This is a genomic window from Pelomonas sp. KK5 (genome assembly GCF_001984095.1).
Lineage (GTDB): Bacteria > Pseudomonadota > Gammaproteobacteria > Burkholderiales > Burkholderiaceae_C > KK5.
The window spans coordinates 1-12,436 of record NZ_LYVQ01000199.1; the positions used below are offsets into that span (position 1 = coordinate 1).

The window sequence follows — 12,436 nt, forward strand, 5'->3', positions numbered from 1 at the left end:
GAGCCGGCGCAACAGGCGCGGGCGGTGGATTGGGCGCCAGGATCGTGCTCGTCGGCAGCGCCATGCTGCCCGCCACCAGCTGCGGCGGCGCCAGCATCTGCTGCAGCTGCTCCGGCGTCAGCGAGCGCAGCTTCAGCGTCGCCTGGCCGACGAACTCCTTGGCCGCCTTGCGCGCCGCCAGGTCCAGCGCGCGGCGCTCGCCGAACTCGCGCTGGCCCTCCTGCAGCTGCGTGAACATCTGGCCGCGCCCCTCGGCCGCCACCAGGATGTTGCGGCCCACGAAGACCCGCGCCTGCAGCCGCACCTCGGCGATGCCGGCATCCTGGCCCGGCACCGGGCGCAGGTTGCGGTAGGCGCTGAAGACGACCGAGAAGCCGGCGTCCGTGGCGAAGGTGACGACCACGCCAGGGCCGGCATCCATCACCTTGTAGGTCTCGGCGGTGGGCTGCACCACCTTCAGGCCCTGCTGCAGGAACTCGTCCTCCAGCGCCAGCGTGGCCGTCTGCACGACCGGGTCGAGCCGCGGCGGCGCGCTGTCCTGCTCGCGGCGGTAGAGCACGGTGACGATGTCGGTGCGCGGCCGGCCGCCCTGGGCCAGCGCCACACGCTGCAACACCGGCTGCAGGCCCAGCAGCGCGAGCGCCTTGCGGCGCGAGGGATTCTTCGGAGTGCGGGCGTCCATGGCGCTCAATCCATCCGCGCGTTGCCCATGGAGACATCGCTGAGGATCGCGTAGTCGCCCAGCTCCGGCTTCAGCGTGGCATGGCGGCGGATGATCTCGCACTGGCTGGTGTTGCTGCCCACGCCGTCGCAGCGCACGACGGCCACCGGCACCGTGCTGACGATCTCCTCCTTGCCCGCGATCGGCGCGGTCTTCACGCGGAACACCACCAGCTCGTCCTTGCCCTGGAAGCCCTGGCGGATGCCGCCCAGCAGGCCCAGGCTGTCGCCGTCGGCCGAGACCACCTTGCCCACCGGCCGGAAGATCTCGCCGACCCGGATCGCCGCCTCCTTGAAGGCGCGGTGCAGCGCGTTCTTGTAGTCGGCGGCCAGGCTCTGCTGGGCCATCGGGCTGGCCGGGTCGTCCTTGGGCCCGAGCACCGTGCGGTCGCCGCTGGACAGGCCGCTCTGGCCCTCCACCGCGATCGCCCGGTCCTGCATCACCAGCTCGCCGGTGTAGAGGTTCTTGATCTGCAGCGAGAGCTTCACCCGGCTGATCGCCACGCGCCGGCCGCCCTCGGTGGGCTCCAGCTTCTGGTAGGCGTCGGTGACCAGCGCGGTGACCTGGAAGTTGGACATCTCGGCGGTGACCGAGTTGTCCATCGACAGCACGTCGAAGCGCCGCGAGGCCAGCAGCGTGTCCATCAGCACGCGCTGCATCTGGCGCGGCGTCAGGTCCAGGCTGCGCGCCACCGCGGGCGAGAACATCAGCTTGTCCTTGCCCGGCTCGCCGATGTATTCCATCTGCACGTAGAGCTTGGTGCGCGCGGCGTTGTCGATGGTGCGCAGGCCCTCGAGGTAGACGCCGGAAGGCATGCGGATCGCGCCTTGCGTCTGCTGCACCTTCTCCGGCGCGTGGGGGCTGATCAGCGGCTTGTCGGTGGCGCAGGCCGCGACGAACAGCAGCAGGGCCGATGCGGTGGTCAGTCGAAACAGGACGTCAGGCTTCATGGTCATTTGTTCCTTGGAGCGGGGGCCTTGCAGCCCTCCACCTGGGCCTCATAGGCATAGATCGACTGGATAGAGGGCACGGCCCGGATCGACACCTTGTCCACCTGCAGCGAGGCCTGCGCCGCGGCGCCCTCGCGGTTGGCGAAGATCAGGCGCAGCAGGTGGTCGTTGTTCCAACTGGCGGCGTAGTTTTCGGCGATGCCGCGCTGCACCTGGGCCAGCGCGCCGGTGCGGTCGGAGGTGAGGCGGCGCTGGTCGCTGCGCAGCAGCGCGTCGGCGATGCCCTTCTCCTTCTCGGCCGGGGCCTCGAAGCTGGCGGCGAAGCTGAAGCCTTCCAGCTCGGGCTGCTGCAGATAGGTCCGCATCAGCTCGTCGCGCCGCGCGGCCGGCACCGCGGCGTCCACCAGGCGGCCGGCCATGCCCTTGTCGCAGAGGTAGATGCGGTAGATCAGGCCCACCGCGCCGTCGCGGATCAGCGCGTTGCGGAACTCCTGGCTGGCCGCCGGCGCCGCCTCCAGCGAGTCGAAGACCTGCCGGGCGGCGGCCAGGTCGCGCGGCTTGCCGGCGCTTTCGTCCCAGCGGTACAGCGAGGGGTTGAAGGCCTTGCCCAGGTCGGCGAAGAGGCCGTTGGTGGTCAGGTCCCAGGCGGTCTGCGTGGTGGTCTTGAGCTGCACGCCGTAGTCGAAGACCAGCGGCGCGGTGACGATCAGCTCCTCCGGCTGGCGGCCCTTGTAGATCTTCAGCACGTCGCGGCCGAAGCTGCGCGCCAGCACGCTGAAGGCCACGCCGCCCAGCATCGTGCGCACATAGGCGGTGGTGCGCTTGCTGGCGCGCTCGGCGGTGTTGCGGTAGTCCTGCCAGGCGGCGGGATCCTTGGCCCGCAGGTAGCGCAGCGCCAGGTTCTGCGCGTCCATGTCGGTGGCGAACTGCTGGATCGAGAGCGCGTTGCGCCGCCCGCGCAGCCAGGCCATGTCCTCGGCGCCCAGGTCGCCGACGCGGCCACCGCCACCGCTCTGCTGCAGGAACTCGTAAAGCAGCTGCGCGGCCAGCTCGCGGCGCTCGATCATCTTCGCGTAGTCGGCCTCCACGCCGGCGAAGTCCTCGCGCGCCTTGGCCATCTGCTTGTTGCTGATGCGGATGGCGACCAGCATCGCCGCCATCGAGACGATGCGGCGCTTCTGCTGGATCGTCAGCTTGCCGGGCTGGGGCAGCTCCACCGCCTCGGCGCGCAGCAGCTCGGTCGAGGATTCGATGCCGCTCAGGTAACTGCTTAGGCCCTCGGCGCCGGCGCTGCTGAGCGCACGGTTCAGCAGCTGCTCCAGCACCTCGAGGCCGGCGTCGGTGGCGGCCTGCTTGAGCATCGCGGCCGCATTGTCCTGGCGCAGCGGCGGGTAGCTGCCGGGCGCGCCGAGCAGCTCGCGCTTGTAGCCGCCGCGGGCATTGGCGCCGGTGCGGATCTGCACCAGGTCCGGCAGCAGGTCCTTGCCGCTGACGACGTGCTTCTGGAACAGCTGGGCGATGCGCACGTCGCCGGTGCCGACGATGGGCCGCTCGGTGGCCTGCAGCGGCGCCTTGGCAGTGAGCTTGTCGAAGGCGCCGCCCACCGCGCTGACGCCGCTCTGCAGCGCCGCCGCGCCGGCGCCGAGCACGCCCGGTGACTGCTGCTGCTGCGCCGGCTGCTGCGCGGGTGCGGGGGCCGTGCCCGCTGAGCCGGTGTTGCTGGGGGCCTGCGCGCAGGCCCCGGCCAGCAGGGCCACCACCGCCCCGGCCATTCGACTTCTGTAGTCCATGTCCTCGCTCCTGTGAAGCAATGTAGGCCAGTCCTGGGGGCCGCGGCCTGGGGAATTGACCGGATGGCGGCGCGGCTTCCACCCGCTTGTGGATAGAGGAAACACCGGGGCGGCCCTCGGCTATGCTGGCACCCCCATGGACCCCGGCCATCCGACCACCGCCGCCTCGCTCGAAGCCCAGAACCTCGCGCTGCGCCAGCAGCTGGACGCCCTGCTGCGCGAGGCCCGCAACAACGAGGACAAGATGCGCCGCTTCGACCAGCTGGAGCACCGGCTGATCGGTGCCCGCTCGGTGGTGGAATTGCTGCGCCTGCTGCTGGTGGAGTACCGGCTGGCCTTCGGGCTGGAGCAGGTGAGCCTGACGCTGGTGGACCGCGAGGGCGAGGTCTCGCGCATGCTCGAATCCGACCTGCGCGGCGATGCCGCGCTGCAAGGCCTGACCCTCGCCCAGTCGCCCGCCGCGCTGCAGGCGCTGTACGGCACCCGGCTGCATCCCTGGCTGGGCCGCTACGACCCGGCGGCCCACGCGGCCCTGTTCCCGGCGGCTTCCGTTGGCTCGGTCGCCCTGCTGCCATTGGTGCGCCACGGCGCGCTGATCGGCAGCCTGCACTTCGGCAGCCGCAGCGCCGAGCGCTACGCGGCCGATGCCGGCACGCACTTCCTGGAGCGCCTGTGCGCGATCGGCGCCGTCTGCCTGGAAAGCGCGCTGAACCAGGAGCGGCTCAAGCTCGCCGGGCTCACCGACGGGCTCACCGGCGTGCACAACCGGCGCTATTTCGAGCACCGCTGCCAGGTCGAGATCGCGCAGGCGCGGCGCTACCGGCATCCGCTGGCCTGCATGTTCCTGGACCTGGACGGCTTCAAGCGCATCAACGACACCCATGGGCACCAGAGCGGCGACGAGGTGCTGCGCGCCATCGGCCAGCTGATCCAGGCGCAGCTGCGCGCCGGCGACACGATCGCCCGCTACGGCGGCGAGGAATTCGTCGTGCTGCTGCCGCAGACCTCGCTGCGCCACGCCGGCGAGATCGCCGAGCGCATCCGCGCCTCGATCGCCGCCGCGCCGCTGGCCGTGGCGGACGGCAGCATCCTGCGGGTGACGATCTCGATCGGCCTGTCGATGCTGCAGGCCGAGGTGTCCTCCGGCCAGGACGGCGCCCAACCGGGTCGTCGCCCCGCCGGTCTGAGGAATGCTTCTTGCACGTCGTGTGCAGGAGGGTTCCGCCATGACGACGACGCAGTTTTCGCATCTGAAGCCGGCCGACACCGAATGGAAGGGCGGCGGCCTGCGCGACTTCTTCCTCTACAAGGACCTCGGCATCGCCGCGGCGACGCAGGGCCAGGTGATCGCGCACCTGGTGAAGGCTAACCTGGCACCGGAGCAGGGCACCGGCTGGCACCGCCATGAGGCGGACTTCCAGATTGTCATCATGACCAAGGGCTGGGCGAAGTTCATGTACGAAGACCAGGTGACCCTGGTCGAGGCCGGCGACGTGGTTCACCAGCGGCCGGGCATCCGCCACTTCCTGTTCGACTACTCGCCCGACATGGAATACCTCGAGATCGTCAGCCCCGCGGATTTCAGGTCCGTGGATGTGGAACCGGTCTGCGAGGTGCCCGAGCCGACGCCGTGGAAGTAATGCGTCGTGGCGGCCGGTGGCCGGGCGTACCATCACACGCCGCCATTTGGCGGGGCAAGCGTGAAGAAGATGGCAGACGTAGATGTTGGAAAGTTGTCCTACGCGGAACTGGTTGCGCTGAGGGCCAGGCTCGAGCAGGAGATCGAGGGCAAGCGGGACGAGGAACTGAAGGTCCTGGCGGACGGCTATGCCAGGAAGCTGCAGGCCGCGGGGTTCAGCGTCGAGGAAGGCATCAAGGCATTGCTGCCGTATACCGAGGCGAAGCGGCGCGGCAGCGCCACCGCACCGACTTCGGCTGCGCGTGTCCTGTACCGTGATCCGGCCAACCCGGAGAACACCTGGAGCGGGCGCGGCCAGCCCGCCAGGTGGCTGAGCCAGTACGTGGCCGAGGGGCGGCAACGCGAGGAGTTCAGGGTCGAGTCCTGAATTCGCCGGCGAGCCCGCCGAAAAGAAAAGAGCCCCGCCGGGAAGGCGGGGCCTTGAAAGTTTCCTCGCTGTCACCGCGCTGAAACTCCCGCTTCAGGGAGGAAAAGGCGGGGGCCGAAGCCGATTCGAGTAGATCACAGGGCTTCATCCTTCGGCCCCGATGCGTTTGTTTCAATTGCTCGATGGCACCGCTGCGGCCCGATCCTGGCTAGAAATCCATGTCCAGATCCTCGATCTCGTCCGGCTCCTGCTTCGCCGCCGCGATCCATTCCTTCATCTCCGGCAGCGCCATGATCGTCTGGCAGTACAGGATGGCGGGCTTGTTGAGCCTCACGTCGTAGGTCAGGAAACGGGTCACCACCGGCGCGAACATAGCGTCCGCCATGCCCGGCATCGGGCCGAACAGGTAGGGCCCGCCGTAGGTGGCCAGGCAGTCGGTCCAGATCTCGACGATGCGGTCGATGTCGGGCTGGGCGCCGGCCCAGATCTTGTGGCCCGGGTGGCGGGCCTTCAGGTTCATCGGCAGCGAGGAACGCAGGTTGGCGAAGCCCGAGTTCATCTCCCCGCACACCGAGCGGCAGTGGGCGCGGGCGATGCGCTCGGCTGGCAGCAGGCCGGCGCCGGGCTTCAGCTCGTCCAGGTAGCAGCCGATGGCGAAGGTGTTCCAGACCTTGGCGCCCTCGTGCGTCAGGCAGGGCACGCGGATGGACGGGGCCAGCAGCAGCAGTTCCTGGCGCGCGCTGGCGTCGTCAGGCGGCACCACCTCGACGCTGAAGTCCAGCCCCGCGAAGCGCGCCAGCAGCCAGCCGCGCAGCGACCAGGACGAGTAGTTGCGGCTGCTGATCGTCAGCGTGGCCGTGGCCGCCGGCGGGGCGGCCTTGGTGCTGCTGCTGCGGGTCCGGCTGCGGGAAGCGGCGGCAAGGGGCATGTCGGAGTCCTCCTGGTGCCGGGCGCGCACGCAAGGCGTGTGCCATGAAGGAGCAGAAGCGCATTGGCTCGCTCCTTGCGTGCTGACTCGCCCAGGGAGCCGGCGCGTACAACACCACATCACGCGCGCGACGACAGGCGGAGAACGAGCGCGATGATCTACCAGGCCTACCAGGCGCACAGCGACATGCTGTGGCCGCTGCACGCGGCCACGCGGGCCTCGCTGCCGCTTCTGGAGGACGGGCTGTTGAAGGACTGGCCCTCGGCCCGGCGCCTTGCGGCCGGCTGGCAGCTGATGGAGCTGGCCCGGGTGACCCACCGGCGCCCGCCGTGGCGCATCGACACGGCCGCCGGGCTGCCGGTGCAGGAGGAGGCGGCGCTGCAGACGCCTTTCTGCACGCTGCGCCGCTTCGCCAAGGTCGGCTCGCCGGCCGGCGAGCCGCGGGTGCTGGTGGTGGCGCCGATGTCCGGCCACTTCGCCACGCTGCTGCGCGACACGGTGCGCACGCTGCTGGAGCACCACGACGTCTATGTCACCGACTGGCACAACGTGCGCGACGTGCCGCTCGCCGCCGGCCGCTTCGGCCTGGACGAGTACACCCAGCACCTGATCGACTTCATCGCGGCGCTCGGCCCCGGCGCCCATGTGCTGGCGGTCTGCCAGCCCTGCGTCAGCGCGCTGGCGGCGGTCGCGGTGATGAGCGAGGACCATCATCCGGCCACGCCGGCCAGCCTCACGCTGATGGCCGGTCCGATCGACTGCCGCATCAACCCCACCACCGTCAACGAGCTGGCCACCTCCAAGCCGATCGAGTGGTTCGAGCGCAACCTGATCGCCAGCGTCCCCTGGCGCCTGGGCGGCGGCGGCCGCCGGGTGTACCCGGGCTTCGTCCAGCTCTCGGCGTTCATGAGCATGAACAAGGAGCGCCACGCCAACGCCTTCAAGGACTTCTACCGCCACCTGGTCGAGGACGAGTTCGACAAGGCCGAGATCACCCGCACCTTCTACGAGGAGTACATGGCCGTGTCCGACCTGGCGGCGGACTTCTACCTGGAGACGGTGCGCCTGGTGTTCCAGGACTACGCGCTGCCGCGCGGCGAGCTGCGCTTCAAGGGCCGGCCGGTGCGGCCCGAGGCGATCCGCCGCACGATGCTGCTGACGGTCGAAGGCGAGCGCGACGACATCTGCTCCGCCGGCCAGACCCTCGCCGCGCAAGACCTGACCCCGGGCCTGCGGCCCTATATGCGCCGCCACTACGTGCAGGCCGGCGTGGGCCACTACGGCGTGTTCAGCGGCCGGCGCTGGCAGCAGCGGATCTACCCGCTGGTGCGCGAGTTCATCGAACTGTCGAAATAGCGGGCCGCCTGCCGGCAATAAGTCACGCAAGCCCGGGGCGGATGACCCCTGGGCCGCCAACTTTTTGACACCGTTGTTTCAGCCCCGACGCTAGTCTGTCGCCTTGTCGTGCAGAAGCGGCGCGTACCGAACGTCTTGATTCGGCCGCGTCAACAAGACTTCAAGGGGAGAGGCTCGATGCCGGTTTCATATGACCTGGGGCTGGTGCTGCTGTCGTACCTGGTCGCGTCCTTCGCGGCCTTCACGATGCTGGACCTGGCGGCCCGCGTCAGCAAGAGCGGGCGCAGCAGCCTGGGCTGGCTGTGCGGCGGCGCGGTGGCCATGGGCCTGGGCATCTGGGCGATGCACTTCGTCGGCATGCTGGCCCTGCACCTGGGCATCGAGCTGTCCTTCGACCTGGCCACCACGCTGGGCTCGATGCTGCCGGCCATCGGCGCCTCGGCGCTGGGCCTGAGCTTCCTGCGCCGCCCGCGCACCAGCGTGGAGGAGCGCGCCGTGGCCGCGCTGGCCATGGGCATGGGCATCGCCACGATGCACTACGCCGGCATGTCGGCCCTGGCGATGGCGCCGGCCTACGGCTACGACTGGCTGATGGTGGCCCTGTCGGTGCTGATCGCCATCGTGGCCTCCTTCGTCGCGCTGACGGTGGCCCTGCACCTGCGCCACACGAGCCTGCAGGAGGCGCTGGGCCGGCGCGTCGGCGCGGCGCTGCTGATGGGCGTGGCGGTGGCCGGCATGCACTACACCGGCATGGCCGCCACCCGCTTCGCGCCCGGCAGCGTCTGCATGACGCCGCGCACGGGTCTCTCCGGCGGCTGGCTGGCGCTGCTGGTGGGCCTGGCCGCCAGCAGCCTGATGCTGCTGACGCTGGTGGCCTCGATCATCGACACCCACCGGCTGCGCCTGCAGCGCCGCCGCGACGCCGCGCGGCTGGCCCGCGCCAATCGCAAGGCCGAGTTCAGCGCGGCGCAGACCCAGGCCATCCTCGAGGCGGCGCTGGACTGCATCATCACGATGGACGGCGAGGGCCGCATCGTGCACTTCAACGGCGCCGCCGAGGCCGCCTTCGGCATGCGCCGCGCCGACGTGATCGGCCGCCCGCTGGCCGACTGCATCGTGCCACCGGCGCTGCGCGAGCAGCACCAGCGCGGCATGGAGGCGCTGCTGGCCGGCGATGCCACCGAGCTGCTGGGCCAGCGCATCGAGACGGTGGGCTGGCGCAGCGACGGCAGCGAGTTCCCGCTGGAACTCTCGCTGACCGCCACGCCGGTCGAAGGCCGCCCCGGCTTCACCGCCCACCTGCGCGACATCGGCGAGCGCCGCCGCGCCGAACAGGCGCTGCGCCTGCACAGCCTGGCGCTGGCTTCGGTGGCCACCGGCATCTGCATCGTCGATCGGCGCAGCCCCGGCCAGCCGATCGCCTATGTGAACCCGGCCTTCGAGGCGATGAGCGGCTATGCGGCTGCCGAGCTGACCGGCCAGTCCGTCGAGGCCCTGGCCCATCGCGCCGACGGCCAGCCGTTGGCCGAGCTGCTGGAGGCGGCGCAGGCCGGCCAGGCGCGCCGCCACGGCTACCTGCGGCGCGACGGCCGGCAGATCTGGTGCGACCTGTTCGCCACGCCGCTGTACGGCGCCGACGGCGAGCTGGGCCACAGCGTCATCGTCGCCAGCGACAGCACCTCCACCGTCGGCCACGAGCAGCGCCTGCAGCAACTGGCCAACTACGACGCGCTGACCGGCCTGCCGAACCGGCTGCAGCTGCGCGAGCAGCTGGCGCGGCGCATCGAGCGCGAGGCCGAGCGCGGCCCCTTCATGCTGCTGTTCATCGACCTGGACCACTTCAAGGTCATCAACGACAGCCTCGGCCACGACACCGGCGACGTGCTGCTGAAGACGGTGGCCGAGCGCCTGGCCGGCTGCGTGCGCAGCGACGACGTGGTGGCGCGGCTCGGCGGCGACGAGTTCGTCGTGCTGCTGGAGACCCAGGGCCGCGGCGAGGTGCTGCTGGACGCGCTGCTGGCGCGGGTGCGGGAGCGCGTGGGCGAGCCGGTGTCGCTGCAGGGCCGCCAGCTGCACGTGACCTGCAGCATCGGCGTGAGCCGCTTCCCCGAGGACGGGCGCGATGCCGAGACCCTGCTGCGCAAGGCCGATGCCGCGATGTACCAGGCCAAGCGCGAGGGCCGCAACGAGGCGCGCGCCTTCACCGGCGAGCTGGAGCGCACGATCCGCGAGCGGCTGGACCTGGAGACCGAGCTGCGCGACTCGCTGGCCCGCGGCGCCTTCGAGCTGCACTACCAGCCGCTGGTGCGCATCGACGACGGCAGCCTGTTCGGCGCCGAGGCGCTGCTGCGCTGGCGCCACCCGGAGCTGGGCCTGGTGATGCCGGACCGCTTCATCGGCGTGGCCGAGGAGACCGGCCTGATCGTGCCGCTGGGCGACTGGGTGCTGGACCGCGCCTGCCGCCAGTCGCTGCACTGGCGCGGCATCGACGGCCGGCCGTTGCAGATCGCCGTCAACGTGTCGCCGCGCCAGCTCAACGAGGCCGACTTCGGCGAGCGCGTGGCCGAGGTGCTGCTCACCACCGGCTTCCCGCCCGAGCGGCTGGAGCTGGAGATCACCGAGAGCCTGTTCACCGACGGCAATGCCGCCAGCGCGGCCAATCTGCGCCAGCTCGCCGGGCTGGGCGTGCGCCTGGCGATCGACGATTTCGGCACCGGCTATTCCAACCTCGGCAAGCTCAAGAGCTTCGCCGTCTCGCGGCTCAAGATCGACCGCAGCTTCGTCGCGCTGGTGGACCAGGAAGGCGCCGACGCGGCCATCGCCACCGCCATCATCGCGCTGGGCCGCGGCCTGGCGCTGGAGGTGATCGGCGAGGGCGTGGAGACCGAGGCGCAGCGCCGCTGGCTGGCCGACGCCGGCTGCGCGCAGGCGCAGGGCTGGCTGTTCGGCCGGGCCGAGCCGGCGGAGCGCTTCGAGGAACGGCTGGCGGCCTACGCGCCCGGTGGCGTCGTGCTCTCGCCGTCGTAGTAGTCGACCTTCGCCGCGTCGCGGTGCAGCGCGCGCAGCGTCGGCGCCCCGGGCGTGTCGGCGAACAGGCCGGTCTTGCCCGAGTCCGGGTACTCGCAGATCTCCACGTCGCCCAGGTTGGACAGGCTCAGGTAGCGCAGCGTCGTCGTGCCGGTGTTGATGATCTGGTGGGCCACCTCCGGGCCGCCGACCGGGCAGGCGATCACGTCGTTGCGGCGGATCGGGTAGCGCTCGCTGCCGAAGCGCAGCTCGCCTTCGCCGTCGAGGATCAGGAACATCTCCTCCTCGATCCGGTGCGCGTGGAAGGGGCATTGCGTCTTGCCGGGCGGCAGCTCGGTGAGGTTGTAGCCGAGCTTGCGGGCGCCGATGGAAGCGCTGAAGCGGGCCCGCCTGGACGTGTAGTAACCGTTGTTCTCGACGTCATCGAATTCGAGTTCGTCCAGATTGGCGATCGGCTTGAGCATGGTTGGCTACTCCTGTCGGGTCATGTAGACGGCGCCGTCACCATAACTGTCCAGCCCGACGGCGTCACGGGCGGTGAAGCCGAGCCGCTCCCAGTAGCCGGACGCGCCGTTGACGGCGGTCAGCGCGGCATGGGCGAAGCCCAGGCGCCGCTGCTGCGCGAGGAAGGCCGCCACCAGCGCCCGCGCGCTGCCGCTGCCGCGGGCCTCGGGGGCGACGGCCATGTCGTGCAGGTAGAGGCAGTCGGGCGCCGGCGGCAGCGGGCAGTCCTCGCCGTGCAGCGGCGGCGGCAGGCCCATGAGTGCCGGCACGGCCACGAGGTAGCCCAGCGTGGTCGCGCCGCGGCGAGCCACGAAGCTGCAGCCCGGCGCCGCGTCCAGCTTGGCCTGGAACACCGCCGCGGACTCGTGCTTGGCCGCGTCGTAGCAGCGGGCCTGGATCGCCAGCACGTCGGGCAGGTCGCCCGCGCCCATCTCGATCACCGTGATGCTCACTCGGCGCCTCCGCCGCGGCCCAGGTTGGCGGCCAGGAAGGCCTCCAGCTCCTGGAAGAACTGCAGCCGGTTGACGTTGCGGCTGAGCTGGTGGTCGCCGCCGTCCTGCTCGACATAGCGCACCGGCTTGCCGGCACGCTGCAGCGCCTTGGCCATGTCGCGGCTCTGCTCGACCGGCACCACGCGGTCGTCGCTGCCGTGCATCAGCAGCACCGGCGCGCGGATGCGCTCGACCTGGCGGGCCGGCGATGTGGCCTTGAGCCGTTCGCGGTCGCTCCACCAATCGCCGATCTGCGCCTCGGCCTGCACGCGGCCGCCGTAGTAGTCGGACTCGTAGCGCACCAGGTCCTGCAGGTCGGTCACGCCGGCTAAGCTCACACCGCAGCGGTAGAGCTGCGGCGTCTTCACCAGGCCCATCAGCGCTGCATAGCCGCCGTAGCTGCCGCCGACGATGCAGATGCGCTTCGGATCGGCATAGCCCTGCGCCACGGCCCAGTCGACGGCGTCGCTGAGATCGTCCTGCATCTCCAGGCCCCAGCGCTGCAGGCCAGCCCGCTTGAACTCGCTGCCGTAGCCGTCGGAGCCGCGGAAGTTGACCTGCAGCACGCCGTAGCGGCGGTTGGCGAGGAACTCGGTCCAGCTG

12 protein-coding genes are annotated in these 12,436 nt (G+C 70.7%); 5 read left to right on the plus strand and 7 right to left on the minus strand.

What is annotated here, in order from left to right:
• The 3 genes from B0W88_RS24175 to B0W88_RS24185 all read right to left on the minus strand — a co-directional run.
• Positions 1–682: hypothetical protein (locus B0W88_RS24175; RefSeq protein WP_144006928.1), on the minus strand; the 682-nt coding region annotated here is incomplete at its 3' end.
• A gap of 5 nt (positions 683–687) precedes the next feature.
• Positions 688–1,671, minus strand: coding sequence for a hypothetical protein (locus B0W88_RS24180; protein WP_077037177.1), 984 nt, complete (start codon positions 1,669–1,671; stop codon positions 688–690).
• 2 nt (positions 1,672–1,673) lie between these two features.
• Positions 1,674–3,461 carry a hypothetical protein gene (locus B0W88_RS24185; RefSeq protein WP_144006929.1) on the minus strand — a complete coding sequence of 596 codons (1,788 nt, stop codon included), beginning with the start codon at positions 3,459–3,461 and terminating at the stop codon, positions 1,674–1,676.
• Between the two features lie 136 nt (positions 3,462–3,597).
• Between B0W88_RS24185 and B0W88_RS24190 the strand changes: the two genes are divergently transcribed.
• From B0W88_RS24190 to B0W88_RS24200, 3 genes are all read left to right on the plus strand, one after another.
• Positions 3,598–4,830 carry a diguanylate cyclase gene (locus B0W88_RS24190; protein WP_077037179.1) on the plus strand — a complete coding sequence of 411 codons (1,233 nt, stop codon included), beginning with the start codon at positions 3,598–3,600 and terminating at the stop codon, positions 4,828–4,830.
• Positions 4,748–5,101 (plus strand): cupin domain-containing protein, encoded by a 354-nt coding sequence (locus B0W88_RS34915; RefSeq protein WP_233151828.1) that lies wholly within the window; start codon positions 4,748–4,750, stop codon positions 5,099–5,101. Before B0W88_RS24190 ends, B0W88_RS34915 begins: the two co-directional genes overlap by 83 nt.
• A gap of 69 nt (positions 5,102–5,170) precedes the next feature.
• A complete protein-coding gene (locus tag B0W88_RS24200) occupies positions 5,171–5,527 on the plus strand; it encodes an H-NS family nucleoid-associated regulatory protein (RefSeq protein ID WP_077037181.1) in 357 nt (118 codons plus the stop codon).
• 208 nt (positions 5,528–5,735) lie between these two features.
• On the opposite strand, the gene B0W88_RS24205 is transcribed toward B0W88_RS24200, so the two are convergent.
• Positions 5,736–6,455 (minus strand): glutathione S-transferase, encoded by a 720-nt coding sequence (locus B0W88_RS24205; RefSeq protein WP_083749030.1) that lies wholly within the window; start codon positions 6,453–6,455, stop codon positions 5,736–5,738.
• Positions 6,456–6,608: 153 nt separating this feature from the next.
• On the opposite strand from B0W88_RS24205, the gene B0W88_RS24210 reads away from it, so the two are divergent.
• Positions 6,609–7,811, plus strand: coding sequence for a polyhydroxyalkanoate depolymerase (locus tag B0W88_RS24210; RefSeq protein ID WP_077037183.1), 1,203 nt, complete (start codon positions 6,609–6,611; stop codon positions 7,809–7,811).
• A gap of 177 nt (positions 7,812–7,988) precedes the next feature.
• Complete coding sequence (locus B0W88_RS24215) at positions 7,989–10,838, plus strand: EAL domain-containing protein (protein WP_077037184.1); 2,850 nt, start codon at positions 7,989–7,991, stop codon at positions 10,836–10,838.
• On the opposite strand, the gene B0W88_RS24220 is transcribed toward B0W88_RS24215, so the two are convergent.
• The 3 genes from B0W88_RS24220 to B0W88_RS24230 all read right to left on the minus strand — a co-directional run.
• Positions 10,802–11,302 carry a cupin domain-containing protein gene (locus tag B0W88_RS24220; RefSeq protein WP_077037185.1) on the minus strand — a complete coding sequence of 167 codons (501 nt, stop codon included), beginning with the start codon at positions 11,300–11,302 and terminating at the stop codon, positions 10,802–10,804. The two genes, B0W88_RS24215 and B0W88_RS24220, sit on opposite strands and share 37 nt — an antisense overlap.
• A 6-nt stretch (positions 11,303–11,308) precedes the next feature.
• On the minus strand, positions 11,309–11,794 hold the full coding sequence (locus tag B0W88_RS24225; protein ID WP_083749031.1) for a GNAT family N-acetyltransferase: 486 nt from the start codon (positions 11,792–11,794) through the stop codon (positions 11,309–11,311).
• Positions 11,791–12,436: S9 family peptidase (locus tag B0W88_RS24230; RefSeq protein WP_144006931.1), on the minus strand; the 646-nt coding region annotated here is incomplete at its 5' end. The genes B0W88_RS24225 and B0W88_RS24230, both read right to left, overlap by 4 nt.

What these genes read in the sequence shown, in the direction of transcription:
- B0W88_RS24215 (WP_077037184.1), top strand. Translation starts at nt 7,989, where the DNA reads ATGCCGGTTTCATATGACCTGGGGCTGGTGCTGCTGTCGTACCTGGTC.
- B0W88_RS24200 (WP_077037181.1), top strand. Translation starts at nt 5,171, where the DNA reads ATGGCAGACGTAGATGTTGGAAAGTTGTCCTACGCGGAACTGGTTGCG.
- B0W88_RS24210 (WP_077037183.1), top strand. Translation starts at nt 6,609, where the DNA reads ATGATCTACCAGGCCTACCAGGCGCACAGCGACATGCTGTGGCCGCTG.
- B0W88_RS24190 (WP_077037179.1), top strand. Translation starts at nt 3,598, where the DNA reads ATGGACCCCGGCCATCCGACCACCGCCGCCTCGCTCGAAGCCCAGAAC.
- B0W88_RS24205 (WP_083749030.1), bottom strand. Translation starts at nt 6,455, where the DNA reads ATGCCCCTTGCCGCCGCTTCCCGCAGCCGGACCCGCAGCAGCAGCACC.
- B0W88_RS24180 (WP_077037177.1), bottom strand. Translation starts at nt 1,671, where the DNA reads ATGAAGCCTGACGTCCTGTTTCGACTGACCACCGCATCGGCCCTGCTG.
- B0W88_RS24220 (WP_077037185.1), bottom strand. Translation starts at nt 11,302, where the DNA reads ATGCTCAAGCCGATCGCCAATCTGGACGAACTCGAATTCGATGACGTC.
- B0W88_RS24185 (WP_144006929.1), bottom strand. Translation starts at nt 3,461, where the DNA reads ATGGACTACAGAAGTCGAATGGCCGGGGCGGTGGTGGCCCTGCTGGCC.